This is a genomic window from Adlercreutzia sp., assembly GCF_056795635.1.
Map to the genome: position 1 here is coordinate 83,541 of NZ_JBQIIT010000006.1, position 26,862 is coordinate 110,402.

The following is a 26,862-nucleotide window of genomic DNA, read 5'->3' on the forward strand; positions in this document are numbered from 1 at the left end:
GCATGGGATGTTTGAACCGCGAGATAGCGCAGAGCTCTCAGCTCTTACAAGTGGAAATTTCGTTCTATAGATAACTTTTTTTCCGGAAATAATGTTACAATTGCAACGAAATTTCCGATAAGGAGTAAGCCATGCGTCGAAAAATCACCTCAGATCTCTTTCAGTGGAAAGACGCATCCCTTCGCAAGCCTCTCGTCCTTCAAGGGGCGCGACAGGTGGGGAAGACCTACTCCGTGCTCGAATTCGCTCACGAGGCCTTCGATGACCTTGTCTACATCGATTTCTCGGCCCAAAGGAACTACGCCAGCCTCTTCGAGGGCGATATAACCCCCGCTTCCTTGATCCCCCAACTCGAAGCTCTGGAGCGCAAAACCATCTCGGCCCGACGCACCCTCATATTCTTCGACGAGATCCAGGCATGTCCCCGTGCCCTCACCTCGCTCAAATACTTCTACGAGCGCGCGCCGGAGTATCATGTCATTGCCGCCGGAAGCCTCCTCGGCGTCGCCCTCGGTCGCGATGACTACTCTTATCCCGTCGGCAAAGTGGATACCCTTGCCATGCATCCGCTCGATTTCGAAGAGTTTCTCTGGGGCGTGGGCGAACAGAGAATCGCCGACCTCATCATCGACGCCTATCGAAGCAACGCCCCTCTCGGCCTTCACGAACATGCCCTGGATCTTTACCGCACCTATCTTCTTGTCGGAGGGATGCCCGAAGCCGTTGCGGCCCACATCAGAGGAGCAGACCTCCCGAGCGTGCGCCGTATTCAGCACGATCTCACCGATGCCTATCTCGCAGATATGACCAAATACGCCTCGCCTATCGATTCGTCGAAGATCCTTAACGTATGGCGCAGTATCCCGGAACAGCTGGCTAAGGAGAACCACAAATTCCAGTATGCAACCATCGCCTCATCGGCCCGAGCGCACCAATACGAAGCCCCAATCAACTGGCTCCATGCGGCAGGGCTCGTGTCATTCTGCTATCGCGTCAGCGAAGGCTCGCTCCCTCTTCAAGCCTTCGCTGAGCGCGATTTCTTCAAGCTCTACCTACTTGACACTGGCCTGCTCGGTGCCCTCCAGGGCGTCGAAGCGGACGACCTGCTGCCCAGCGCAGGAAAAGGCGCCCATCTACGGGGCGGCGTCGCCGAGAACTACGTGATGCAGCAACTCGTCGCGGCGGGCATAGAGCCCTTTTACTGGGGAACAACCAGCAAATCGGAGGTGGATTTCATTATCTCGGTAAGCCACCAGGCCGTTCCGCTGGAAGTGAAATCGGGAAAGAACGTTACCGCTCGCAGTTTGGAGGCTTACCGCAAGGCCTACAACCCTTCCCTCGTGTATCGGCTCTCAACCAAGGAATTTGGCCTCGAAGGCGGCATACGGAGTGTCCCCCTTTATGCCGCCTTCTGCTTGGGGAGCGAGATTTCCCCCTATCGACCTTGCTGGGAGGGACTTGGCCAGCAGGGGCGTCTCACGAGCACTGATGTCCATTCCTAAGCAAGGGCCGTCTCGTCGGTGGGGAAGGTGAGAGTGATGGTCAGCTCGTTGCCTTCCAGCGCGGCCGTGACCTCCATGTCCTGGGCGGCGGCGAGGCTCGCTACCACGGCCAGGCCGAGGCCCGCGCCACTGCGGGCCCGGGCGGCATCGGCCCGGTAGAAACGCTCGAAAAGGCGGTCGACGTCGAGAGCCGCCGGGTCTTCCACCATGTTGGCGAAGGTGATGGCGCGGCCCTCCTGGGTGATAGCGGGCGCCGCCGTGCCATAGCGCAGGGCGTTGCTGATGAGGTTCTCGAAGATGCGGGCGAGAGCCTCCTCGTCGGCCTCCACCACTAGGGACTCGTCGGAGATGCGCACCTCCGGCTCCCAGCCGCGCTCCTCGAAGGCGGGAAACTGCCCCGTGAGCACCGAAGCCAGCACGGGCATCACCGCCGTGGGCCGCAGGTCCAGCGCAGCGGTCGGGTCGGTGGCCCGGGCGTAGGCGAACAGGGCGTCGAGCAGCCCCTCCATGTCGTCGAGCCGGGCCGAGGCCGCGCCCAGGTAGTGGGCCCGCCGCTCGCCGTCGGCCTCGTCGGCCGCCAGGGCCACGTAGCCCTTGGCCCCCATGAGCGGCGTGCGAATATCATGGGACAAACTCGCCAAGTCGCGCTGGAACTGGCGCTGCTCGGCGGCCGCCTCGCGGCGCTCCGCCTCGGCATCGTCCAGGGTCTCGTTCACGGCCCGGGCCAGGGCCGCAAAGCCCGGACCCGGCATCTCGGTGGATAATCGTCCGTTGGAGCGCTGCTCGCGTCCCCGCAGGAAGGCGGCCATGCGGCGCAGCTCGCGACCGTACAGCACCACCGTCGCGAAGGCGCACAGGGCCAGGGCTCCCATACCCAGCGCAAACGTCATGAACCGCTCCTTTCCCATCGGCGCCCGGGGCGCCGCTACTCACTTGCACGACGCCCGTGCGCCCTACCTCACTCTTACAACGCTCGGGGTGCCCCGCCTCACTCCCGTAGGGCAAGGGCATGGCCCTTGCCCTACGGGAGGGCGCCGCTCCTCACTTTCAGCAGCCCCAACACGGAGGGGCGCCCTACTTACACGTCCCGCTTGCGCAGCACGCCCAGGGCCAGGGCGCTGCACAAACCGGCCACGATCGCGCCCACAAGGAGCACCTGCACCGCCACGGGCACCATGGTCAGAGGTGCGGCTGCCGGGCCGCTGAGCAGCGTGCCGGCGTTCGAGCCCAGGGCTTGCACACAGGAAGCGAGCAGCCACGGCTCCAGAGCGCCGAGCCACGGCACCGCCGTGCCCAGCAGCAACAGCACCTGGCCCGCCATGGCCCCCAAGAAACCCGAGCATACCACGATGGCCCAGGCCACACCGGCTCCCGCGCTGCGGCTGATCCATACGATAACCGCCGCCGAGCAGCCGTAGGCGAAGACGACCAGCCACGTCAGACCGAAGAACGCCAACAGGTCGGCCGGACTGTTCATGTCCCCGTAGGTAAAGCCCGCCGCGGCGAAGGACACCACGCTGACCAGCGAGACCACGGCCACAAAGAACGCCGCCAGCACCCCCACGAGCACGATCTTCCCCCCGTAGTAGCGCACGCGACCGCGCCGGTCCATCACGAGGTTGCGGGCAAACCGCGTCGTGAAGTCCTGAGCGCAGAACAGCGCCGTCACCAGGGCGACGACCAGGGTCAGCAAGCCGCCCGACACCACCGAGTCGCCCAGCATATCCGCAGGGGTAGCGAAGGTGCGCATCTCCCGGGACACGCCCTCGAAGTCGGCCTCGCTCAGGGCCTGGGGGCTCTCCTCGACCAGGGCCCACAGCTCCGCCGAGGCGGAACCGGGCGCGGCCCCCTCCCCGGCTTCCGCAGCCTCTTCCATGGCATCCTCGGCCGTCTCCACCGCGGTGTCGGCCGTAGCCCCCAGCGACGCCCCGGGCACAGACTGGCCGCCACTCTCAGCGCCCGCGCGCTCACCGCCCCCAGCCGAACCCTCTGCCGTCTCGTCGTCGCAGGCCGTAACCGTCATATCCATGGCAGACGCGGACATGGAAAGGAACTCCGGCGACGACACCGCGTACATCGCGACGGCCGCGAGGATGGACAGCGCCACCACGACGACCGTCACCACCCAGAGCATCTTGCCGTGGACCAAACGGTACAGATCGCTCTTCATCAGGTTAAACATGGGTCGCGCCCCCTTCCATCAACGCAACGAAGTAGTCTTCGATATCCCGGTGGTCCTGGGAGAATTCCAGGACCACCTGGCCCGCACCGGCCAAGGTGCGGGCCACCGCCTCGGCATCGTAGTCACCCGACACCACGATGGTGCCGCCCGGCTCCGCGCGGAACGCCGCAGCGGGATAGGCCTCCTCCAGCAGGGCCAGGGCCCGGGGGCTGTCGGCCGTGCGCACCCGTAGGCTGCCCCCGCACTCGGCCGCCACCTCCTCGGCGCTCATCTCGCGCACCATGCGGCCGTTGGCGATCACGCCGTAGCGGGTGGCCATGCGATCCAGCTGGTCGAGCACATGGGACGAGATCACCACGGTAATGCCGAAGGTTTGGGCCAGGCGCACGATGAGGTTGCGCATGGCGCGGGTAGCCTCGGGGTCCAGCCCATTGAAGGGCTCGTCCAGCAGCAGCACGTCGGGGTTGCCCAGCAGGGCCAGGGCCAGGCCGAGGCGCTGGCGCATGCCGAGGGAGAACCCGCGCACCTTCTGCTTGCCCGCGCCGGATAGCCCCACGAGCCGCAGCACCTCCTCGCATCGGGCCGGCCCATCCACAATGCCCCAGGCCAGAGCCTTGGCCTGCAAGTTCTGATAGGCCGTCAGGTTCGGCAGCAGCCCCGGCTGCTCGATGAGCACGCCGATGCGCCGGGCCTGATCGCCCTCGCCGGGCGCCCCCTGCGCGGGGCCAACGCCCGTCGGCACGCCGAACAGCGCCACCTCGCCGGCCGTCGGCGTCACCTCCCCGCAGATCATCTTCATCACCGTGGACTTGCCGGCCCCGTTCTTTCCCACAAAACCGTAGATATCGCCCGCGGCCACGGTCATGGCGAAATCATCCACCACGCGCCGACCGCCGTAGGCCTTGGCCAGACCGCGCGCCTCAATCACATTCATGGCTCTCTCCTTTCTCCGTACAGGTATACCCCATTTCCGACGCGTTCCAGTGTGGAGGGGAACATTAAAGAAAGTTCTGGCGAAGCGTTAAGAATGTTTGAAGATGGCGCCTCGCGCCCGCGCGCCGTATTATGCTGCCAGAAAAGCACCTGGCGAAGGAGGCCCGAACCGCCCGATGGACACCCCCTTGGACATACTGGTTATCGAAGACGACCCTTCCATCAACGAGGTGGTGACCGCCCATCTGGAACGTCAGGGCCATCGCTGCCGCCAGGCCTTCTCGGGCACCGAGGGCACCCTGCTTCTGCGCGAGCAGCGCCCCGACCTGGTCATCACCGACCTCATGCTGCCGGGCATCACGGGCGAGGAGATCGTCCGGACCATCCGCGCCACCGACGGTGCGCTGCCCATCATCGTCATCTCGGCCCGCATCACCGCCGCCGACAAGATCATGCTGCTGCAAGAAGGGGCCGACGACTACCTGACCAAGCCCTTCGACCTGGACGAGCTGAGCGCGCGCATCGCCGTGCAGTGCCGCCACCGGGCCGCCCGCAGCCGCGACAGCGCTTCTACCTCAGATGACGCGGCCGCCGATGGGCGCGGGCCCGACAGCCCCGAAACCGCCGTGCTGCGCTTCCGCGATTGGGAGCTCAACAGCGACGAGCGCACCTTCGCTGTGGCCGGCACCCCCGTGGCCCTCACGCGCACCGAGTTCAACATCCTGGAGCTGCTCATGGCCCGTCCGCGCAAGGTGTTCACCAAGCAGGAACTGTTCGAGCTGGCCTGGGGCGAGCCCTATTCCGTGGAAGACTCCACTGTGAACGTCCACGTGTCGAACCTCCGCCGCAAGCTGAAGCCCACAGGCACCGACGGCTACCTGCAAACAGTCTGGGGTATGGGATTCAAACTGACAACCCAGTAGGACTCCCGAAGCCCCGGCCCCGCGCCCCGCGTCGCCCCGGCCGCCGTCACTCTCGTTCCGCGCAAAATCCGTGCAAAGTAACGCCTCTTCGCTCGAAACATGCATGTTTTGCCCCGCTTTGCAAGTTTCGGTGTCAGGCGGGCGTCACTTTGCACGGATTCCCCGCCTCGCTCCGTCTCGCCCCCAGCGCTCCATAAATACAGGTCGCCTTTCGCCGTTGCGCTGGCTATTGTCGTGGCAATGTGGGACAATGATACGACTTGACTTTCTCGACTTCCCCATGGGAAGGAGCCTATGATGTTTGACTTTTTCCGCAAGAAGAAAAGCGGTGGCAGTGACGGCCAGGGCTCTGCGCCGGCCGCGGACGGCAACACCCCCACTGGGGACAAGACCACCCGCGATGTGCTGGGCGAGTTCATCACCGCACCGCTGCCCGACGCCGTGGACGGCCTGCTGTTCCGCGTGTCCATGGCCGACGCCGCCAACCCGGCCCCGGGCTTCGAGGCCTATGCCGCCCGCCTGCTCTCCGATGCCGAGGCGCCCACCCTGCGCGCCATCGCCGTGGAGCACCCGGTGGAGCTGCGCCGCCTGAACACCACCGAGCTGTTCTGGTCGGTCTTCGACGACAGCACCATCAGCGCTGGCGCCCGCGGCACCATCCTGCGCATCGAGTCGGTGCTCGACCGCCTGGCCCTTATCTCGAAGCTCATGGAAGACGGCAACGGCGCCGTGGCCGCTACCGCCTACAGCGAGGAACAGTGCAGCGAGGCCGACTGGCGCGTGCTGCGCTCCATCGCCAACGATGCCGGCGACTACCTGAGCGCCGCCGACCGCGACAACAAGCTGAATACCCAGTACGGCACCACGGGCACTCGCGGCGGCAACTGGGACCTGGCCACCCGCTTCGCCGCCTCCTGCGAGGCCATGGTGCTCCCCTTCCGCCTGGAGTACCGCTTCGTCTGCGACGCGAGCACCGGCACCATCGTGGCCGACGTGTCCACACCGGCCCCCGACGTGTTCCCCAAATCGCGCTACGATGCCGCAACCGACCAGTGGGTCGACAACACCCTGCGCCGCGCCGATGCCGCTGCGGCCTACGGCCTACGCCTGGCGGCCCTCATCGCCGCGGCGGCCTTTGGCTGCTCCGTGGGCGTCACCCGCGTGGTGGTAAACGAGAAGGAGGGCTCCATCGCCGGACCCACGGTCATGTCCCTCGAGTTCGGCCGCATCCCCTTCACCATGGGCACCATGGCGAAGATCCGCAGCGGCGAGTTCGCCTCGCCCGAGAGCGAGTGCAACCCAGGGCTGCTCTTCGACATGCTGCACCTCCAGAACCGCGCCATCGACCTGGCCGATGACGGCACGCTGCGCCCCGTCGAGCCCCTGGCGGTGGAGCTGGGCACCGTGCGCACCCCCGTGGCCGAAGACGACCGCGAGCTCTCCCCAGAGCTGCGCGACCTGCTGCATGCCGATGTGGTACGCGACCTGGACGTGATGAGCGAGCAGAATGCCGACCTGGCCGCCCGCTACCGCGCCATCATGGACGAGAAGGACGATTCCCTGCTGTTGGCCGTGGCCCAGCTGGAGGACATCGTGGCCGAGACGAGCAAGGCCACCGAAGAGGAGGAAGTCGCCCGCGCCCTGCGCGAGACCGGCGTGACCGTGAAGCCGCTGTACTGCGAGAACGTCTTCGCCCGGTACCTCACGAGCGTCGTGGAAAGCGACCCCGCGGTGCGCTACCAGCGCCTGTCCGACATTGGCCAGGCAGCCCGCTCGTCGCTGTCGCGCATCTACCGCGATATGGGCGATCTGGATGCCGCCGAGGCCCAGGCCCGCGTGTGCATCGAGCTGGCTCCCACAAGCGCCCCGGCCTTCAACGACCTCATCACCTGCTTCGCCGAGGGCGATCACTACGACCGCATCATCGAGGTGGCCAAGGACGCCCTGCGCGTGGCCGTGACCGGCAACGACATCTCCTATATCTTCTACCGTCTGGCCTTCGCCTACTGGCAGACCGGCCGTTTGCGCGAGGCTCTTGCCTGCTATCTGCGGGTGCCCGAGGCGAGCCCCATGGGCGAGGCCGCCCTGCGCGAGCGCAACGACCTGCTGAGCGAGATGGGCAACAACGTGCCCGGCAACGACTGGGATCCCACGGCCTGCCTGCGCACCGCCGGCGTGCCCCTGGCCCCCTTGGACGATGTCATGGAAGTGGTCGGCCGCGCCCTCGTGCTGCTGTGCGACCAGAACATGCCCCTGGCTGCCGCCCCGCTCGCGAGCCTCGTGGCCAGCACCCAGCGCAACGACATCCTCCACGCCGTAGCCGCCAGCCTCCGCCAAGGCGTGTAGAAGCCCGCACTACCCCCCCCCGAACGCACGAAGGGCCCGCATCACGCGGGCCCTTCCCTTATATTCTTCTTTTTGTCCCCGGAATGCGCCCTAGGAAGTCAGCGAGGTTCCGACCGGCGCCTGGAATTGCGCTAAAGAGCGGCTGAGCGGCCTTTGCGCCGCGAAGGAAAGCTCTGAAGCGCAAGGCCAGGTGCCCGTCGGAACCGCAGCGTCAGGCGTAGTTAGAAGCGGAAAGCTTCTAACTACGCGTAAAACAAAATCTCATTGTAGGTCGGCACCGGCCAGGCCTCGCGCTCGACGATGATCTCCAGGCTGTCCACGGCCTCGCGCAGCGCGTCCATCACCGGTACGATCTCGTGGGCGTTCATGTTCGCCCGCTCCTGCTGATCGGCGATCTCGCGGGAGGCGTGGTGCAGGTCGTTCAGCTTCTCCAGCTGGCGGTTGATCTCGGCAGCCCCGGCCACCAGGCGACGCAGCTTGTCTTCCATGAACGAGGTGTCGCCATCGGGCAGCACGCCGCGAATGGCGGTGATACCGTTGGCCAGCTTCGCCGCGTAGCGGTTGATGGCCGGCAGGTAATCGCGGCGCACGAGGCGCTTCATCACCCGGCACTCGATGTTCATGATCTTGTTGTACTTCTCCAGCTTCACCTCGTAGCGGCTGCGCACCTCGGTTTCGGTGAGCACGCCGAACTCGGCGAACAGCGCGATGGACTTCGGATCCACGTAGCAAGGCAGCGCCTCGGCTGTGGTACGGTGGTTCGCCAAGCCGCGACGGGCCGCCTCGGCCTCCCACTCGGCGGAATAGCCGTCGCCGTTGAAGATAATGCGCTCGTGATCGCGCAGGGTCTGCTTGATGTAGTCGATGGCCGCGGCCTCGAACTCGTCGCCGGTCTTGCCCTCCATGGCATCGGCGAAGCCCTTGAGCGAGGCGGCCATGGCCGTGTTCAGCACCATGTTCACATCCGACAGGTTCTGGGCACTCCCCGGCATGCGGAACTCGAACTTGTTGCCGGTGAAGGCGAAGGGGCTCGTGCGGTTGCGGTCGGTGTTGTCCTTGATGAAGTTCGGCAGCACATCCACGCCGAGATCCATGGCCACGCGCTCGGCCGAGGAGTAGTCGTGCTCGTCCACCAGGGCCTCCACGATGGCCCCCAGCTCGTCGCCGAGGAACATGGACACGATGGCAGGCGGCGCCTCGTTGGCCCCCAGGCGATGGTCGTTGCCGGCGCTGGCGGCCGACATGCGCAACAGCTCCTGGTACTCGTCCACGGCCTCGATCACGCAGGTGAGAAACACCAGGAAACGCAGGTTCTCCATGGGGTTCTCGCCGGGATCGAACAGGTTCTTGCCGTCGGCGGAGATGGACCAGTTGTTGTGCTTGCCACTTCCGTTGATGAACTCGAAGGGCTTCTCGTGCTGCAGGCACACCAGGCCGTAGTGGCTGGCCAACAGCTTCATCTTCTCCATGGTGAGCAGGTTCTCGTCTACGCCGCGATTCGTCTCTGCGAAGATGGGCGCCAGCTCGTGCTGGGCCGGGGCCACCTCGTTGTGCTTGGTGCGGGCCGATACGCCCAGCGCCCACAGCTCGTCATCGAGCTCCTTCATGAACTCGTTCACCGTGGGGCGGATGGCGCCGAAGTAGTGCTCCTCCAATTCCTGGCCCTTGCAGGGGGAATAGCCGAACAGGGTGCGGCCCGTGAGCATGAGGTCGAGGCGCTGCTCGTAGTCCTTCTCGGAAACGAGGAAGTACTCCTGCTCGGCGCCCAGCGTGGTGGTCACGCGCTCCCCCGCCTCGCCGAACAGGGCCAGCACGCGCTTGGCCTGAATCTCGATGGCCTTCATGGAACGCAGAAGCGGCGTCTTCTTATCCAGGGCCTCGCCGGTGTAGGAGCAGAAGGCCGTGGGGATGCACAGCACTTCGTCCTTGATGAAGGCGTAGGAGGTGGGGTCCCAGGCCGTGTAGCCGCGGGCCTCGAAGGTGGCGCGCAGGCCGCCCGAGGGGAAGCTGGAGGCGTCGGGCTCGCCCTGGATGAGCTCCTTGCCCGAGAAGGTCATGATGGCCCGCCCGTCGGGGGTGGGGTCGATGAAGCTGTCGTGCTTCTCAGAGGTGATGCCCGTCAGCGGTTGAAACCAGTGGGTGAAGTGGGTGGCGCCCTTCTCGATGGCCCATTCCTTCATGGCGTGGGCAACCACGTTCGCCACGTCGATGTCGAGCGGCTCGCCGCCCTTGATGGTGCGCATGAGCTGCTTGTAGGTGGCAGAAGGCAAACGCTCCTGCATGGTGTGCTCGTTGAACACCATGGAGCCATACAGATCGGTCACTTTCGACATAGCGGGCACGCTCCTCACTCGGATCGATGATCGGACAAAGATACCACGTTGCCGCGAAGTCGGCGAGCCGAGCCGCCCGTTTACCAAACTAACGGCGCATCGTTTCGGGAAGTTTCCGGTCAGGAAAACCGAGATTGCGAAACAGGAGCCCTCGGAGAAGCTGCCGCTCCCTTAAAGGATAAAGGAGCCAGTGCGGGCAAAACGGCGCCCGCACATTTGCTACGAACGGCAGTTACGAGGACTGCACTTCATCAACTGAAATGAGGTAGAGCCTTGCTATAGGCCATAAACCTGGAAAAGACTCTCCGCCACTGCAGGATCAGCCATAGCAGCAAGGGCGTCCTCGGCACGATCTTCCTCCGCAAGTCGGCCAGCGAGGGCCGCCATACGTGCAGCAAACTCCGCGCGACCTTCCTCGCGCCCTTGGGCCATGCCCTGAGCCATACCCTGAGCCATACCCTGAGCCATACCCTGAGCCATACCCTGAGCCATACCTTGGGCTATGCCCTCCGCCCGACCTTCAGCCAGACCCTGCTCTTGAGCATCGAGGCGAACCTCCTCCATCAAGTCTCTCGCAGTCATCACGGAGCCCACCCACTTTCTGTCCTTGTTGGCCGTGGAAACCTCGGCGTCCATGGCAGTAACGAGCCTGTCGCCTGGGGCCACAGCACCCTTTCGGATGTATTCTAGCAGATTACGCATTCCCTCGGTGGGAGCGCAGGCGGCGGCCCGAGCGTTCAGGATCTTCCAAACGGCGCCTGTGGCGGCACTGAGCGTCGGGTCCTCGCGGCACAGACTCTCGAAGGTATAAACGGGAAGCCCCGCGCCGAACCAGTCGAAGTCGCAAGCGAAGATGATATAGCTGTCGCGCAGTTCCCTCCATGCGGCACCCTGATCCATAAGTCCCGAGTCGATGCCAGCTTGATAGTAGCGCAACCGTCGCCCTGGGGCGGCGTGGGGATTCGCCTGCATCTCCACATCGACGACGCCTGCGTCCGTCTCGGCGTACACATCCAGCCGCACGCCACGCGCATCGACAGCCGGTTGGAGCACCTGCTCCCGGTTGAGGTAGGCGATGTCGCCCACCTCGATGCCCAAGACACGTTCCAGAAAGCCGCGACACACCTCCTCGTTGCAGAGCACGCGCCCGAACATGAAGTTGTCGGATATAGGAAGTCGACCGGCCATGACAGCCCCTTTCCCTCGGCGGCTGTCCCCGCGAACGGGTTAGGGGCTCCCCAGCCTAGATTCCCACTGAAGGGAATCTTACGAACGTTTGTTTCATTATAGCCTCAAAAGTTAGCCAATGCAAGAAAAATAGAACATTAGTTTTATTTTGAGAGGCTTGGCGAGCTGAGGTAAAGCCAAATCGCGGTCGACGAGGCGGCGGAGGCAGTCGGATCGGCTCATGCCCCCGCGTTTGGCGCGGGCATCCATCTCGGACAATTCCCGCCGAGGACTCTTGAAGGCGATCGAAGCCAGCTCTTCCCCGAACTTGGGGGGGTCATCCGCGCACAATGCGCGTCTCGTCCGCAGGTCATTCACCGCGCTCGAACATCTCGGCCAGCGCCCCAGCTGTTCATCGCTCACAACAGAACCGCTCTTCGTTATAAGGGTGGGGCTGGGTATCGCCTCATGTATCGTTAGCCCCTATCGCACGAACGGCAGAACAATACATATACCCAAAGGTATTTCAAATTGTGCAGTAGTACGAGCGTCATATTTATACAAGTTTTCGCGACCAGCGCAAGACGCAGCATGCCTCGCCAAAAACCCACTTAGCCATGCTGCTTTGCAGAAAAGGGTGCAGCGCGTAGACACAAAACGGCCCCGCCGAAGCGGGGTCGTCGCAGAGCCAAATCAGAAACGGCAAACGCCAGGGGAGCGCTCACTAGCGAGACGCCTCCCCTAGTCGATATGCTTCCCGTAGCGCTCATCGGTGATCTCGTCGAGGGTGCGGCCCTGGGTGTTGGGGCACCACACGACGCCCACCACGAGCGACACCAGCAGAAAGCCGCACATGATGATGCCGGCGGTCACGAAGCCCGCGGGCGCTTCCACGCCCAGGCCCGCCACGGCCACGAGCGACCAGATGCCCAGCACGCCGCGCACCAGGAAGAACATGATGCCCTGCACGCCGCCACGGTACAGCGTGGGGAACAGCTCCGTGGACCACAGGGCGTAGAAGCACTGGGCCGAGAAACCGGCCGAGATGCCCCACAGCGCCACGAACACCCACAGAAGCCAGCCCCAGGCATCAGCGGTGCCGGCCTGCAGCTGCATGCCGAAGAACACCATGACCGCCCAGGCCGCCAGGGCCATAAGGGCCGTGGCCGCGAACAGGATGCGGTGCGGAATCTTGTCGCCGAACTTCGAGAAGATGGCAAGCGACCCCACGGCCGTGAGGATCCACATGACCGCCTGCAGAAGCGAGATGGTGGTGTCGTCCAAATGACCGGCGGCCGCATACATGTAGGGCATGAACTGGCCCATGGTGCCGGCCACGATGTTCCAGGTCAGGTACACCGCCACCAAAAACACGATGGACTTCACGTTCACCGAGTTCGTCAGCGCCCGGCGCATCATCTGCACGAAGGTGTCGCGCTGGCCGGCCGCGTCCTGCTTCTCGGTCCAATCCTTCGACTCCTCCAGCTTACGCTGCAAATTCCACGCAACGAGCGCCACCACGAACAGGATGAGGAACAGAAGGCGCATAGCGAACAGGCCGTCGAAGGGCCCGTAGGTGCCCGCGGGCAGAAGCGCGCCGTCCGGCCCGAAGGTGGGGAACACGAAGGAGAACACCAGCGCGATGAGGAAGATGGCCGCCGGGCCGCAGGACCAGGCGAACTGGCTGATGCCGATGTTGGCGGCACGGCTCGTGGAGGAGGACATCTCGGAAATGTAGCTCCACGACGAGGGCACGCCGGCGCCCACGGACAGGCCGGAGATGACGATGCCGATGCACAGCATGGACAGGTTCACCGCGCACATGATGATGAACACGCCCGCCGCGTACACGAGCAGGTTGTAGGTGTAGATGAACTTGCGGCCAAAGCGGTCGGCCAGAAAGCCGCCGATGAGCGCACCCACGGCAGCGCCGAAGGCGTTCGCGCCCACGGCGCCTAAGATGGACACCCACACGTTGTCGAAGTTGAACGCCACGGCCCAGGCGGCCAGCGCCACGGCCGAGGCCACGATGCACCCGGAATCGAGGAAGTTGGTCATCGAGACCGCGATGGTGCCCTTTTTCTCTTGAGACAGTGCCATAACCGTTGTGAACCTTTCTTAGTTGTTGCCCTCCAAGGCCACGGGGAAGCCCAGCATGGCCTCGTTGATCTTGATGTTGAACTCGCGGCCGATAGCCCGCAGTCCCTCATCGGTGATGGTGTTCATGAAATCGTCGGAGCCGCCGTTCATAGAGCGGGCGCGCACGTAGATGTCGGCGGCCTTCTCCACGGTGTGCATGAGCCCGAAGGTGGTGTCGAAATCGGGACCGGCGGCGAACAGGCCGTGCTGCGCCCAGATAACGGCGTCGAAGGTCTCCATCATAGCCGCGGTCTCCCGGGCGATCTCGGCACCGCCCGGCACCATCCACGGCACCACGCCCACGCCGCCGGGAAACACCACCACGCACTCGGTCATGGCCTTCCACAGTGCCCGGGTGAAGGCGCGCGATTCCAGGGGCAGCACGAAGGTCATGGCAATGACGTTGTTCGGGTGCGCATGGTACAGCACCCGCGACGCCCCGTCCGTGGCCCGCATGCGCACGGCGTGGCACATGAAGTGGCTTGGGAACTCCGAGGTGGGCTTGCCGCCGTCGGTGAGGCCCCACACGATGCGCCAGGCGCTGCCAGCCGGGTCGATCTCCACGATACCGATGTTATGGGCCGGGTCGGCGGCCACGTTACGCATGTAGCGACCCGAGCCCGTGGTGAGGAAGAAGGCCCCGCCCAAGTCGGCAGCCTCCACACCCATGGGCACCCACGCGCCGGGCGCTTCGTTGAAGAAGGGGCGAGCGGCGCTCACGTCCTCGTCGCGCATACGATAGGTGAGGTTGCCGCCGTTGCGCTCGTGCCAACCCTGGCCCCAGCCATCATCGCACAGGCGCACGAAGCCGCGCACGAAGCCGAGCTGCTCCACGGCCACGCCCGACACCGCCCCGCGAGCCGCACTGGCCCCCTTCGCCAACAAATCCTGTGCCTGATCGATAAATGCCATCTTAACTCCTTGTCGTAACTCTCCCCGATCGGGACCACCGGGTATTCCAATTCGCTCAAACAGTCCTCGCTTTGTGAAACAGGACATTAGGTCCTGTTTCAGTCGCTGCGGAACTCGCTCGGTTGGAACACCCGCTGTTCCCTCTGCGCTCAACCTTGGTTGAGCAGGCGGGGGACACGGGGTGTGCCTCCACGCGCAGTTCCGCAGCGAACGGAACAGTCCGGTGGACTGTTCCGCCGAGCGAGGACTGTCTGAGCATGGAGGTATACCCCGCGGCCCCCGCCGAACAACCCGCTACTGTCGGGTCGGCAGAATCTTTGCCTCGTAGGCGGCAACGAGAGGATACACCTCGCCGTCGGTGGGGCAGCCCTCGCGGCGGCAGTACTCGTCCCATACGGCGCCGAAGGGCATGCTCTTCGCCTGCTCGGCCAGGGCCATCTTCTCGGTGAAGCGGTAGGTGTCCTGCATCTCCTTCAGCTGAGCCGCCGGCTGCAGCAGGGCGTACAGCAGCGACTTCTCCATGGCGCGGGTGCCGATGGCCCAGGCGCCCACGCGGTTGATGGAGGCGTCGAAGAAGTCCAGGCCGATGATGACCTTCTCCCAGGCCCCGGGGCAGTGGGCGATCTCCATGGCCATTTCCTTCACCGGGTCGTCGAAGAGCACCACGTGGTCGGAATCCCAGCGGATGGGGCGCGTCACGTGCAGCGGCACCTTGTCGAAGAACAGCAGCAGGGCGGACAGCTTGTCGGCCACGTTCTCGGTCGGGTGGAAGTGCCCCAGGTCAAGCAGGTCGTACACGCCGGGGTGCGTGGCAGCGTAGGCCAGGTAGAACTCGTTGGAACCCACGGTCATGGACTCCAGGCCGATGCCGAACACCTTCGACTCGCAGGAATCGATCACGCGGTCGTACTTCTCGGCGTAAATGGCGTCCAGCGAATCGCGCAGGCGCTCGCGCAGCCCGTAGCGGTCGGCCGGCACGTCCTTCAGGCCGTCGGGAATCCAGATGTTGCACAGGGTCTCGTCGCCCAGCGCCTCGGCGATCTGCTGGGAGATCTTGCGGCAGGCCTGGCAGTGGCGAATCCAGAAATCGCGCGTGGCCGCGTCGGGCGAGGAGAGCGACAGCTCGTTGTTCATCATGGGATGGCCGAAGATGGTGGGGTTGAAGTCGATGCCGAAGCCGTGTTCCTTCGCCCAGGTCACCCAGGGCTCGAAGTGCTTGTACTCCAGGGCGTCGCGATCGACCCAGGGGTTCTCGTCGGTGAACACGGCGTAGCTCGCGTGCAGGTTGATGCGCTTGGCACCGGGCACGAGGGCCATGGCGGCCTCGAAGTCGGCCGTGAGCTCCTCGAAGCTGCGGGCGCGACCGGGATAGTTGCCCGTGGTCTGGATGCCGCCGGACAGGCCGCCCACCTGATCGAAACCGAGCACGTCGTCGCCCTGCCAGCAGTGCACCGAGATGGGCTTGTCCGCCAGCTTCGCCATCACGGCCTCGGTATCGATACCGAGGGCCGCGTACTCCTCTTTCGCCAGTTCGTACATGGTGGTCATTTAGATGTCCTTTCGCTCAGGTTCGATTTTTCTCACATCGAAAGATTCGGAAATAGCAGCCCGCACGGCTTTGAGGTGCGGGAACACGCCGTCGGCGAGCATCTGCACGGCCAGGTTGCCGAGGGCTGTGCCCTCCACGGGGCCGGCGTACACGGGCAGGCCGCACAGCTCGGCCGTGCGGCGGTTCAGGTGGCTGTCGCGGCAGCCGCCGCCGACGATGTTGATGGAGGCGTAGCCGTGGCCGGCCAGGGTCGCCAGCCCCTCGATGGCGTCGCGGTAGCACCGCGCCAGGCTCTCGTACACGCAGAGCATGAGCTCGCCCAAGGTCTCGGGCACCGCCTGGCCCGACTCGTCGCAGGCCGCGCAAATCTCCTCGATCATGGAGTCGGGGGCCAAGAACCGGTCGTCGTTCACGTTCACGATGGAGGCCACCACGCCGGCGGCCTCGGCCTCGTCGGCGGCCTTGATGAGATCGGCGAATCCCACCTCGTGGCCGAGCCCTTCCACGCGCATGTACTGGTGCAGGCGCCCCTTGCGCATGGCCTTCTCGTCCACCACGTAGGTGATGCCGTTCAGTTCGCGGCGGATGGACTGGATCATCCACAGGCCCATGATGTTCTTCAGGAAACGGTAGCGGAAATGGTAGCCGCCCTCGTTGGTGAAGTTCGCGCGGAAGGCCGCCTCCGAGCAGATGGGGCTGCGGTTCTCCACGCCGAGCAGGCTCCAAGTGCCCGACGAGAGGAACACCGCCGGCGGCTCGCAGGCGGGCACGGCCAAGTAAGCGCTGCCCGTGTCGTGGGTGGCCGGCAACACCACGCGCGGCTCGTAGCCGATGGCCGCGGCGATCTCGGGGCGCACGGGCCCCAGGCTGGCTCCGGCATGGGTCACGTTGGGGAACAGCCGCCGCGGAATGGAGAAGGCGGCCATGACGGCCTCGTCCCAGGCGCCGGTTTCCGCGTTCAGCAGGCCCGTGGTGGAGGCGTTGGTGTACTCCACGGCCTTCTGGCCCGTGAGCAGGAAGTTCAGGTAGTCGGGAATCATGAGGAAGGTGGCGGCTGCCTCCAGCTGCTCGGGATGTTCCCGCTGCAGGGCCAGCAGCTGGTAGACGGTGTTGAAGGGCTGCCGCTGCAGGCCCACGCGACGGTACAGCTCCTCGGGGGCCATAATGGCGTCGGCCACCGCGTACATGCCCGCCGTGCGACCGTCGCGGTAGGCCACGGCATCGCCCACCAGGTTGTCATCGCCGTCCAGCAGCACAAAATCGACGCCCCAGGTGTCGATACCCACGGTCTTGGGCGCAAAACCGGCCTCCTTGCAGCGGGCCAAGCCGCGCACCAGCTCGCTCGAGAGCAGATCCAGGTCCCAGCAATCGTGGCCGTCGCGGCGCACCTGGCGGTTGTCGAAGCGATGGACCTCTTCCAGGCGGATGAGCCCCTCTTCCACGTACCCGACCACCACGCGCCCCGACGACGCGCCGATATCCACCGCCGCGTAGCAATCGTCCCGCAGCCTCGGTGTGCGATGAGCCATGGCCCCATCCTATCTATGAGTGTATTTCTCAGCTTTTACCTGGCGAAATACGCGGTCGAAGAATAATGCGCGGGACAGTGTAGCATCACACGGGGCCCTGCAGGCGCACAGCGCCAAAGCGGCGACCGTCTGTAGCAAATCAACAATAATGGCTTCACGGAAGGCGTTCTTCGACTCATTCGCTGTCTTCCAGACCCCGACGCTTTTCCATAAGGTAGCCTTCTAGCTCCTCCACGCTGGGGAGCTCAAATTGGTAGCGAGATGCGAACATCTGCCTACCATCTGCGAGGGTCGAGTACTTCGCAATGGCCTCGTTCTTCTCCGAGCACAGGATAAGCCCGATCGTAGGATTGTCGTCCGGCTGCCGCATGAGGTCGTCGAACATACGAATATAGCCGTCCATTTGACCTACGTCCCCATGGGTCAGCTTTCCCACTTTCAGATCAATGAGCACATAGCATTTCAAAATGCTATGATAGAAAACCAGGTCAACGTAGAAATCGTCATCGTCGTAGCGCATCAGCTTCTGACGGGCGACGAAGCAGAAGCCTCGACCCAACTCAAGGAGAAACTGCTGCAGATGATCGATCAGCACCTGCTCCAAGCCTGATTCGCGCAGCGCCGGATAATCCTTCAGATCGATGAATTCTAGAACGTAGGGGTCCTTGATAAATTGCACCGGCTCTACCGCTGCGAGCTTTTCGACCGCCTCAGCAACGACCGATTCCTTCTCGGCACTTGCCAGAAGCCGCTCATAATACAGCGTCGAGATTTGACGTTCAAGCTGACGGCTCGACCAGTGATTCCGCACGGTTTCCTCAATGTACCAGTCTCGGGCGTCGGGGTTCTCAACCCGGAGAAGGGCCCGGTAGTGTGTCCATGTCAAATGCGAACGCAGTGCGTTCGCATTTGGGAACAAGTCGTAGAATTTCTTCATTTGCTGCAAGTTGCGAACGCTATAGCCCTTTCCGAACTCGACGGTGAGCCGATCGGAAACACTCTTCAACACGCCTTTTCCGTAGGCACTTCCCTTCCCCTCTTCCCCAAACACGAAAAAAGCCCGCTCCGGGGAGCGGGCTTTCTGCAGGTTGTATCTCGCTGCGGCTTAGCGCTTGGAGAACTGCGGGCGCTTGCGGGCCTTCTTCAGACCGTACTTCTTGCGCTCCACCATACGGGCGTCGCGGGTCAGGAAGCCAGCCTTCTTCAGCTCGGCGCGGTAGTCGCCGGCCTCCAGCAGAGCGCGGGAGATGCCGTGACGCAGAGCGCCGGCCTGGCCGGACACGCCACCACCGTCGATGCGGGCCTTCACGTCGAAGTGACCAGCGGTGTCGGTCACCTTGAAGGGGGTCATCGCGTAGTTGAACAGCGCCTCACGACCGAAGTACTCCTCGCCGTCGCGGCCATTGATGGTCACCTTGCCGGTGCCGGGAACGAGACGGACGCGCGCCACCGCGTTCTTGCGGCGGCCAGTGCCGTAGTACAAAGCCTCATCTGCCATGATTAACCCTCCAACTCAATCTTGCGGGGCTTCTGAGCAGCATGGGGATGCTCAGCGCCAACGTACACCTTCAGCTTCTTGCCCATCGCACGGCCCAGCGTGTTCTTCGGCAGCATGCCCTTGACGGCATGCTCGATGACGCGCTCGGGGTGCTTGGTCATGGCCTCGGTGAACGTCTCCTGCTTGAGCCCACCCGGGAACCCGCTATGACGATAGTAGGTCTTGGTGGCAGCCTTGGTACCGGTGACCTTGATCTTGTCAGCATTGATGATGATGACAAAGTCGCCGGTGTCCACATGGGGGGTGTACTGCGGCTTGTGCTTGCCCTTCAGAATCTGAGCGGCGCGGGCAGCCACGCGACCGAGGACCTGGTCCTCAGCGTCGATGATGACCCATTCGCGCTCAACCTCACCGGGCTTTGCATAATACGTCTTCACTGTTTCCTCCATTAACTTGCAGGTTCTGTCCGACGGGTGAAGCCTCCGCTTCTCCGTGCGTTGCGACCTTGCGGCCGCGCTGCCTGGAAGCGCGGAACCGTCTTCCAGAGTGTTTGTTTTCAAAAGTGCACGATCCGTGGAAGTCGGTTTCCTACGCCGACACGCGGTGCCGCGGGCCTGGACAACCCTTGGCGGTTGCGTTTCCTTGAACCCATGCGTTTACGGGGCTTTTGAAAGCGAACTTTTGCATTCTCACCCGCCCGCGCGTATATGTCAACGGACGACTTCGCCGAACGGCCAGAAATGCAGAAACTCTCCGCGAAGGGCGGAGGCGTCCACCAGCGGTCGGCTATCTGGGAGGCCTCACGGTCACTCAGTCGACGAACGCGCCGATAATTGCACGAGATCTCGAGTTATGAGCGTCCCCGGGGGCACTTCCGGGCAAGCTGCCGGAGTATAGCCCCACGAGTGACGCCCCGATCGGGCTTTTTCCGAAATCGCCTTCTAGTCGCAACTCGCCTTGAGCCGGCCAGACGCTCATAACTCGCGATCTCATGCAAAAATGCCCTTCCTGGCAATCGCTATGCACATTTCCTTCTGGACGTCGATAACAAACACCGGACGAACTTTGCCCATGCCCGGGTGGTCGAGAAAATCAACATAGGCGAGCCAAATCTCTCCTGGCCTTGGCTCACAGGAGGACATCGTAGACCCCCTTGTCTTCTTCGTCGTCCCAATCAGCGGGCAGGAAGGTGCGTCGTGTTTCCGGATCAACGCGAATAACATCCTGCCTCGCCCAGTCGATACTCGGAACATGATCGCTGCAGCTACACTCAATATGTATTTGAGGCAGTTTTTTATCCATTGTCAAATCCACAATCCCCAGATAAGGGCATTGAAGGCTGCAGCGGCAGCAACGCCGAGCGCGGCAACATAGCGCTTGGCCCTAACCTCATAAACAAAAAGAATAGCCAGATAGCCATAGAAAATTACGTTTACGATCGCATTGGCTACCATGCGAGGCATTTCCCAGAGGAACGTCGCAGCCATGCAGAGCACAATGAGAACCGTCGCGACCATTGCGATAACGATCCAAGGATTTTTCGCACTCCAGAACGTGTTGGTGTTCTCTCGTTCGAGCCACCATAAAAGATCTTTGCGCTCCGACTCTTTCTCGCCCATGGCCAGCCACCTTCCGTTGTTGGGCTACGTCAGACAGATGCCGCTAATTTTGATTATACTCCCACAAGTCTCGGGGAAGCGAGCGTATCCCCTCCCGGTCTCACGCCGCTGCGGGAGAAAAAGTTACCTTCGACTAACGTTTGGGGGCTAAGCGGTGGGCTTTCGGCCGTCGTTGGCGCACAATAGGGGCCGTGCCCGAGCGGGCGACGTGCCCGAAACGTCGCTGGCCCGCAACGGACAGCGCAGCACGACAGCCATTCGAGTTAGCAAAGGTCTTTCATGGAAGCAATGGATCCGTTCCTCTTCATCACCTTGGTCACCCTCGTCTCCGGCGCGGGAGGCACGGGGCTCGGGGGCCTCATCGGCGCCTTGTTCAAGAGCGAGAGCAACCGCACCATCAGCCTGCTCCTGGCCTTTGCCGGCGGCGTGATGACCGCCATGGTGTGCTTCGATCTGCTGGCCGAGGCCGAAGAGGCCGCCAACCAGATCACCGAGCACGGCGTGCTGCTGGTCATCTTCGCCGTGGCCCTGGGCGTGGCCGTGGTGTACCTGCTGAACCACCTGATCGACCGCAAGACGCGCAAGGAAGTGTCCCACACCGCCGACGCAGCACACCCCGAGACCCACGACGACATCGACGAGCTGGTGCACGCCGACCACCTGAACATGCACAAGCGCCATAACGACTCGCGGCTGTCGCTGTTCGTGGCCGGCGTGGTCATGGCCTGCGCCATCGCCCTGCACAACATCCCCGAGGGCATGACCATCGGCGCGAGTTTCGCCGTGTCGAGCGATTTGGTCTGGGGCACCGGCATGATCATGGCCGTGCTCATCGGCCTGCACAACATCCCCGAGGGCATGGCCGTGGCCGTGCCGCTCATCTCCGGCGGCACGAGCCGCGTGAAGGCCACCCTGCTCACGGCAGCCTGCGGCTTGCCCACGGTGCTCGGCGCGTGGCTCGGCTTCTGGCTCGGCGACATCGGGCCTTTGGGCCTCACCATGTCCCTCGGCTTCGCCTCGGGCGCCATGCTCTACGTGGTGTTCGGCGAGATCATGCCCGAGAGCTACCTCATCTACCGCAGCAAGCTGCCCGCCTTCGCCGTCATGGTCGGCCTCGCCCTGGGCATGCTGATGATCTTCTTCTAGGACAGCTTTTCCAGCAGCTGGTTGAGTCTCTTGTCAAAGGTGAGCACTGGAACACCTTCGATCACCGAGCGGGCGGCGAGGACGCAGTCGGCGAAATCGAGATTGTGGTCCCGGTAGAGCTCGAGTGCATAGCGCATAGCGGCCTCATGCTCGCAGGCAATATCATCGAGAAGGAAGCCCATGGTGCTCGCCACATCGGCCCGGTCGAAGCCGTAAACCGATCCGCCGAGCACGTACACGCATTCCGCTATGAACTCCGGCGCGGTGCACGCGCCCTGCTCCACGCAGCGGCGCACCATCTCGAATTGGTCTTCGATGTCGGCGAGCAGATAGCGCAGGAGGCAGTTGGTATCAAGGAAGGTCGACATACTTGGCCTCCAACGCCTCCCGATAGGCGGCTTTCTCAGCCTCGCGCGATACCACCGGCCGTTTTCCGGCCAAGGCCCCTGCCGCCTTCAGCTTCCGCGGCGCAGGCTTGGGAATGGGCACGATCATGGCGCAGGGCCGGTTTCTCACTGTCACTACGAACTCCGCCCCCGTCTCATCCACGCGCCGAACGACGGAGGAGAGGTTCGCCTTCGCCTCCGCCAAGGCAATGTTCGCTGCCATGGAGCCCCCTTTCCAAGATGGATCCCATGCCACCGATTCTACCACCTATCTGACCATTTGACTAGTTAGATGGTCAATACAGCTTCTCGTAGATGAGGCGGTGGGACTGGTGGCCGAGCCAGTCGGAGAGGTCGATAGTGCCGGCCACGGTCCAGCCCTCGCGGGCGAGCAGGTCGCGCATGGGGCCGTTGGTGGCGTACACGTCGCAGCAGAGGTTGCGGCAGCCGCCGTCGCGGGCGATGCGCTGGGCCGTGCCCAGAATGTAGGCGCCCACGCCGCAGCGACGGGCCTCCGGCTCCACATTCACCCAGTGCAGGGCCCCGTAGTTGCCATCGCCCTCGGTGAGCCAGGTGAGGCCGCGGCCGCGCTCGTAGGCCGGGTCCCCGGTCACGTCCACATCGAACATGGCGATGATGCGGCTCTCGCCGTTCGGCTCCGCCGGCGCCTCGCCGCCGTCCACGCCGAGCCATCCGGGGTTGCTCACCACCACGTACACGCCGCCGGCATCCACCGCGCGCAGCAGACGGCGCGACGAGGGATAGCGCTTCGTGCCCTCCTTCACCCCGAGGGCGGCCATGGCGTGGCGCCCGTCGGCCAGCAGCTCCTTGAGCCGCGGCACATCGTCGCGCGTGGCCTGGCGGGCGGCGTAGTAGCCCAGCTCGCTCGCCCGGCCCTGGAACAGGGGCATAGGCCCGCGGGCGCCATCGTAGGGCGTGGCCTCGCGGTCGGCACTATCCTCCCGCTCGGTCACGAGAAACACCATGGCCACGATCATGGCGCAGCCGATAATATCCATCACCGACACCGTCGTGCCCAGCCACACCGCCGAGATGATGGTGGCCGACACCGGTTCCACGCACCCCACCAAACCGGCGCGCACCGGGCCCGCATCGGCGATGCCCTGAAGGTAGAACAAGTAGGCCGCGAAGGTGCCGACGAGCACCATGAGCGCCATGACGCCCACCACTTCCGGCGTCACCGTCACATTCAGGTTCCACGGCTGCACCGCTACCATGGACACCGAGCCGCCCAGGGCCATGGCGATGCCCGTCACGATGAAGCTGCCCCATTTCGCCAGAGGCTTGCCGGGCATCAGCGTGTAGAAGGCCAGGGCCACGGCGGAAATAAGCCCCCACATGAGCCCCATGGGAGCGATAGAGAGCCCCGTGAGATCGCCCTGGGTGGCGATGATGACGGTGCCGCCGATGGCGAGCACGAGACCGACCGCCTCGCGGGGATGGGGCAGGCGTCGGGTGCGCAGGCAGACGTAGCCCATGATGAGCACGAGGCCCGTGCGCTCGAGCACAGTGCCCGTGCCGGCGTTGGTGTAGGCGATGGCCGAGAGGTAGCTCACCTGGGTGAGCAGCACGCCGAGCAGGGCGAACCCGGCAATGTAGAGCAGCGAGCGGCTGTCACGCAGGGCCGCCAACAGGTTGCGCGGCTCGCGCACCACGCAGACGAGCAGGAAGATAACAGCAGCGGCCGTCAGGCGAAACGGGGTGATCCACATGACCGGCACGCCGAGACCGGCCGTGAGCAGCTGGGCACAGTTACCGGAAAACCCCCAGCAAATGCCCCCGAGGGCTGCAAAGACAATACCGCGCAGGGCGTGATTCTCCGCCGCGCCCGCCTGGCCCCGATTCCCCATGAACGCCCTCCTTCTCGGTTCGAGATGTCGTCGTCAGGGCGATTGTGACAGGTCGCCGCACCCCCGTAAAGGGGCCGCGCCCGAAGGCGTTTCGCGAACCGCGAGCGGGCTCTAGGCCCAGGGATCCTCCTGGAAGAGAGGCTCGGGTCGCGCGGGGCGGTCGGAATAGGGGTCGTAACCGTCGTCGTCCTCGTTGGCGGCCCGCAAGAAGGGGTCGGCCGGCGGGGCAGCCGAGCCGGCGGCACCCGAGCGCGCGTCCGCCCCCGTCGCCTTCCGCCCTTGGCTCGGCAGCGGCTTCACCACGAAGTGGGCGTGGGGATCATGCTTCGGATCGAGGGCCATGGAACACGTCGCCTTCCTTCTCGCCGGCGCGGGTAATATCGTAGGGGGTCGTCTGGTACACATAGTAGTTCAGCCAGTTGGTGTACAGCAGCTGGGCATGGGAAAACCACGTGGCCGCGGGCTCGGCGGCCGGGTCGTCGCCCGGGAAGTAGTGGGCCGGCAGCGCCATGGCCATACCGGCCTCCACGTCGCGCTCGTACTCGCGCAGAAGCGTGTCGCGATCGTACTCGGGGTGCCCGAATACGAAGAAGTTCGACGAATCGGTGGACTTCGCCACGTACACCCCCGCCTCGTCGGACACGGCGATCAGCTCCAGTTCGGGATGGGCCTCGATGTCGGCCGCCCGCACCTCGGTGAACCGGGAATGGGGCGCCCAGAAGGCATCGTCGAACCCGCGCACGAGGGGCGACGTGCGCTTCACCACCTCGTGGGGAAACACGCCGAACATCTTCTCGGGCAGAGCGTGCTTGGGCACCCCGTAGTGGTAGTAGATGCCCGCCTGGGCACCCCAGCAAATATGGAACGTGGAATGCACATGGGTCTTCGACCATTCCATGATCTCGCACAGCTCGGGCCAGTAGTCCACCGCCTCGAAATCGAGGCGCTCCACGGGGGCGCCGGTGATAATGAGCCCGTCGAAATGCTCGTCGCGCACGGCGTCGAAGGTGGTGTAGAAGGCCTCCAGATGCTCGGCCGCCGTGTTCTTCGCGGCGTGGCTGACGGTCTGGAGCAGTTCCACTTCCACCTGCAGCGGCGTGTTCGACAGCTTCCGCAGAATCTGGGTCTCAGTGGTGATCTTGGTGGGCATGAGGTTCAGCAGCAGCAGCCGCAAGGGGCGAATATCCTGGTGCATGGCGCGATGCTCCGTCATCACGAAGATGTTCTCGCTTTCCAAGGCGGCGGTGGCGGGCAGGGCGTCGGGAATGCGGATGGGCATAAAGGGCTCCTTTATCGAGCGACGGGTTCGGCGCGGCATTGCGCAGAGCGGGAATGCCGCGCCGGCGCGAACGGGCGAGTGCAGTGCGCCTACCGCACGGCGGCCAGGGCCTGGTCGATATCGGCGATGAGGTCGGCGGCGTCCTCGATGCCACAAGACAGGCGGATGAGGTCGGCGCTAATGCCCGCAGCCTCGAGCTCGCCGTCGTTCATCTGGCGATGGGTGGCGTTGGCCGGGTGCAGCACGCAGGTGCGCGCGTCGGCCACATGGGTGGCGATCTGGGCCAGCTTCAGGTTCGCCATGAAGGTCTCAGCCGCGGCACGGCCCCCGGCCACCCCAAAGCTCACCACACCGCAGCTGCCCTCGGGCAGGTACTTCTCGGCCAGGGCCGCCTCGGAATCGCCCGCCAGCGAGGGATGGCGCACCCAGGCCACCTTCGGGTGGGCCGCCAAATGCTCAGCCACCGCGCGGCCGTTGGCGGCGTGCCGGGCCATGCGCAGGTGCAGGCTTTCCAGGCCCAGGTTGATGAGGAAGGCGTTCTGCGGCGCCTGGATAGACCCCAGATCGCGCATGAGCTGGGCCGTCGCCTTGGTGATGTAGGCGCCTTCCAAGCCGAAGCGCTCGGTGTACACCACGCCGTGGTAGCTCTCATCGGGCGTGGTGAGCCCGGGGAACTTGTCGGCGTGGGCGTTCCAGTCGAACGTTCCCGCGTCCACGATGACACCGCCGACGGAAGCGCCGTGACCGTCCATGTACTTGGTGGTGGAGTGGGTCACGATATCGGCACCCCACTCGATGGGGCGGCACAGCACCGGCGTGGGGAAGGTGTTGTCCACGATGAGCGGCACCCCGTGGTCGTGGGCCGCCGCCGCGAAGCGCTCGATGTCGAGCACCGACAGGGCCGGATTCGCGATGGTCTCGCCGAAGACGCACTTGGTGTTGGGGCGGAAAGCGGCCGCCAACTCTTCATCGGTGCAGTGCGGGTCCACGAAGGTGCACTCCAGCCCCATGCGGGCCATGGTGTGGGCGAACAGGTTGTAGGTGCCACCGTAGATGGCCGAGGAGGCCACCACATGATCGCCCGCGCCGGCAATGTTGAACACGGCGAAGAAGTTCGCCGCCTGGCCCGAGGAGGTGAGCATGGCTGCCGTGCCCCCTTCCAGCGCAGCGATCTTGGCCGCCACCGCGTCGTTGGTGGGGTTGGCCAGACGCGTGTAGAAGTAACCGGACTCCTCCAGATCGAACAGGCGCCCCATGTGCTCGCTCGTATCGTACTTCCACGTGGTGTTCTGATAGATGGGCACCTGGCGCGGCTCGCCATCGCCGGGCCGCCAGCCGCCTTGCACGCAGATGGTTCCAATGCGCTCGTCCATGGAGGGCTCCTTTGCTGATCTCTTGTCTCATAGAAGGGGTTCGCCCATTATAGGGGCAACGGGCCCGTGCCCGTTATAGGAACTATCCGGCCAATGCCATCGAAAAAACCGAGGAACGCGCTGCAACCGCAGGCCAGAGCAAAAACAGAACGGACCCCCGGATCGTCATATGACG

Annotated in this window: 23 protein-coding genes; 4 read left to right on the forward strand and 19 right to left on the reverse strand. The window is 64.2% G+C overall.

The features are described 5' to 3' along the window. The first annotated feature begins 131 nt into the window (after nt 1–131). Nucleotides 132–1,502 carry an ATP-binding protein gene (locus ACTOXK_RS05420; protein ID WP_482276999.1) on the forward strand — a complete coding sequence of 457 codons (1,371 nt, stop codon included), beginning with the start codon at nt 132–134 and terminating at the stop codon, nt 1,500–1,502. Here the strand turns inward: ACTOXK_RS05420 and ACTOXK_RS05425 are convergent. The 3 genes from ACTOXK_RS05425 to ACTOXK_RS05435 form a co-directional block, all read right to left on the reverse strand. Further along, entirely contained in the window at nt 1,499–2,392 is an 894-nt protein-coding gene (locus ACTOXK_RS05425) for a sensor histidine kinase (RefSeq protein WP_482276998.1), read from the reverse strand. The genes ACTOXK_RS05420 and ACTOXK_RS05425 overlap by 4 nt on opposite strands. Before the next feature lie 188 nt (nt 2,393–2,580). Then, a complete protein-coding gene (locus tag ACTOXK_RS05430) occupies nt 2,581–3,684 on the reverse strand; it encodes a hypothetical protein (protein WP_482276997.1) in 1,104 nt (367 codons plus the stop codon). Continuing rightward, the gene (locus ACTOXK_RS05435) at nt 3,677–4,618 is read right to left on the reverse strand and encodes an ATP-binding cassette domain-containing protein (protein ID WP_482276996.1); all 942 of its coding nucleotides are present in this window, start codon (nt 4,616–4,618) and stop codon (nt 3,677–3,679) included. Before ACTOXK_RS05435 ends, ACTOXK_RS05430 begins: the two co-directional genes overlap by 8 nt. A 175-nt stretch (nt 4,619–4,793) precedes the next feature. Between ACTOXK_RS05435 and ACTOXK_RS05440 the strand changes: the two genes are divergently transcribed. Together ACTOXK_RS05440 and ACTOXK_RS05445 are read left to right on the forward strand one after the other, a co-directional pair. Continuing rightward, nucleotides 4,794–5,540, forward strand: a complete 747-nt coding sequence (locus ACTOXK_RS05440; protein WP_482279294.1) for a response regulator transcription factor — start codon at nt 4,794–4,796, stop codon at nt 5,538–5,540. Nucleotides 5,541–5,834: 294 nt separating this feature from the next. Continuing rightward, a complete protein-coding gene (locus ACTOXK_RS05445; protein ID WP_482279295.1) occupies nt 5,835–7,886 on the forward strand; it encodes a tetratricopeptide repeat protein in 2,052 nt (683 codons plus the stop codon). A gap of 242 nt (nt 7,887–8,128) precedes the next feature. Here ACTOXK_RS05445 and ACTOXK_RS05450 read toward each other — a convergent pair whose 3' ends face one another. From ACTOXK_RS05450 to ACTOXK_RS05495, 10 genes are all read right to left on the reverse strand, one after another. Further along, nucleotides 8,129–10,219, reverse strand: a complete 2,091-nt coding sequence (locus tag ACTOXK_RS05450) for a glutamine synthetase III family protein (protein ID WP_482276993.1) — start codon at nt 10,217–10,219, stop codon at nt 8,129–8,131. 276 nt (nt 10,220–10,495) lie between these two features. Continuing rightward, the gene (locus tag ACTOXK_RS05455; protein ID WP_482276992.1) at nt 10,496–11,407 is read right to left on the reverse strand and encodes an Rpn family recombination-promoting nuclease/putative transposase; all 912 of its coding nucleotides are present in this window, start codon (nt 11,405–11,407) and stop codon (nt 10,496–10,498) included. Between the two features lie 720 nt (nt 11,408–12,127). Next, nucleotides 12,128–13,486 (reverse strand): MFS transporter, encoded by a 1,359-nt coding sequence (locus tag ACTOXK_RS05460; protein WP_482276991.1) that lies wholly within the window; start codon nt 13,484–13,486, stop codon nt 12,128–12,130. Between the two features lie 18 nt (nt 13,487–13,504). Then, nucleotides 13,505–14,437, reverse strand: a complete 933-nt coding sequence (rhaD, locus tag ACTOXK_RS05465) for a rhamnulose-1-phosphate aldolase (protein ID WP_482276990.1) — start codon at nt 14,435–14,437, stop codon at nt 13,505–13,507. A gap of 294 nt (nt 14,438–14,731) precedes the next feature. Beyond that, on the reverse strand, nt 14,732–15,985 hold the full coding sequence (locus tag ACTOXK_RS05470) for an L-rhamnose isomerase (RefSeq protein WP_482276989.1): 1,254 nt from the start codon (nt 15,983–15,985) through the stop codon (nt 14,732–14,734). Further along, the gene (locus ACTOXK_RS05475; protein ID WP_482276988.1) at nt 15,986–17,515 is read right to left on the reverse strand and encodes a rhamnulokinase; all 1,530 of its coding nucleotides are present in this window, start codon (nt 17,513–17,515) and stop codon (nt 15,986–15,988) included. It abuts the gene before it with no gap. 175 nt (nt 17,516–17,690) lie between these two features. Beyond that, nucleotides 17,691–18,566 (reverse strand): PDDEXK nuclease domain-containing protein, encoded by an 876-nt coding sequence (locus tag ACTOXK_RS05480; RefSeq protein WP_482276987.1) that lies wholly within the window; start codon nt 18,564–18,566, stop codon nt 17,691–17,693. 54 nt (nt 18,567–18,620) lie between these two features. Then, nucleotides 18,621–19,013 (reverse strand): 30S ribosomal protein S9, encoded by a 393-nt coding sequence (rpsI, locus tag ACTOXK_RS05485; protein WP_135970025.1) that lies wholly within the window; start codon nt 19,011–19,013, stop codon nt 18,621–18,623. Nucleotides 19,014–19,015: 2 nt separating this feature from the next. Continuing rightward, complete coding sequence (gene rplM, locus ACTOXK_RS05490) at nt 19,016–19,450, reverse strand: 50S ribosomal protein L13 (RefSeq protein ID WP_028027495.1); 435 nt, start codon at nt 19,448–19,450, stop codon at nt 19,016–19,018. Between the two features lie 867 nt (nt 19,451–20,317). Beyond that, nucleotides 20,318–20,632 (reverse strand): hypothetical protein, encoded by a 315-nt coding sequence (locus tag ACTOXK_RS05495; protein WP_482276986.1) that lies wholly within the window; start codon nt 20,630–20,632, stop codon nt 20,318–20,320. A gap of 279 nt (nt 20,633–20,911) precedes the next feature. Here ACTOXK_RS05495 and ACTOXK_RS05500 point away from each other — a divergent pair, with 279 nt between their 5' ends. Then, entirely contained in the window at nt 20,912–21,778 is an 867-nt protein-coding gene (locus ACTOXK_RS05500) for a ZIP family metal transporter (protein ID WP_482276985.1), read from the forward strand. Here the strand turns inward: ACTOXK_RS05500 and ACTOXK_RS05505 are convergent. From ACTOXK_RS05505 to ACTOXK_RS05530, 6 genes are all read right to left on the reverse strand, one after another. Beyond that, on the reverse strand, nt 21,775–22,146 hold the full coding sequence (locus tag ACTOXK_RS05505; RefSeq protein WP_482276984.1) for a type II toxin-antitoxin system VapC family toxin: 372 nt from the start codon (nt 22,144–22,146) through the stop codon (nt 21,775–21,777). The genes ACTOXK_RS05500 and ACTOXK_RS05505 overlap by 4 nt on opposite strands. After that, a complete protein-coding gene (locus ACTOXK_RS05510) occupies nt 22,130–22,387 on the reverse strand; it encodes a type II toxin-antitoxin system Phd/YefM family antitoxin (protein WP_482276983.1) in 258 nt (85 codons plus the stop codon). The genes ACTOXK_RS05505 and ACTOXK_RS05510 overlap by 17 nt, the downstream gene beginning before the upstream one ends. A gap of 73 nt (nt 22,388–22,460) precedes the next feature. Continuing rightward, nucleotides 22,461–24,035 carry a GNAT family N-acetyltransferase gene (locus ACTOXK_RS05515; RefSeq protein WP_482276982.1) on the reverse strand — a complete coding sequence of 525 codons (1,575 nt, stop codon included), beginning with the start codon at nt 24,033–24,035 and terminating at the stop codon, nt 22,461–22,463. Nucleotides 24,036–24,146: 111 nt separating this feature from the next. Then, nucleotides 24,147–24,377 (reverse strand): hypothetical protein, encoded by a 231-nt coding sequence (locus tag ACTOXK_RS05520; protein ID WP_482276981.1) that lies wholly within the window; start codon nt 24,375–24,377, stop codon nt 24,147–24,149. Further along, the gene (metA, locus tag ACTOXK_RS05525; protein WP_482276980.1) at nt 24,355–25,314 is read right to left on the reverse strand and encodes a homoserine O-acetyltransferase MetA; all 960 of its coding nucleotides are present in this window, start codon (nt 25,312–25,314) and stop codon (nt 24,355–24,357) included. Before metA ends, ACTOXK_RS05520 begins: the two co-directional genes overlap by 23 nt. 89 nt (nt 25,315–25,403) lie before the next feature. After that, complete coding sequence (locus ACTOXK_RS05530) at nt 25,404–26,687, reverse strand: O-acetylhomoserine aminocarboxypropyltransferase/cysteine synthase family protein (RefSeq protein ID WP_482276979.1); 1,284 nt, start codon at nt 26,685–26,687, stop codon at nt 25,404–25,406. Between the last annotated feature and the right edge of the window lie 175 nt (nt 26,688–26,862).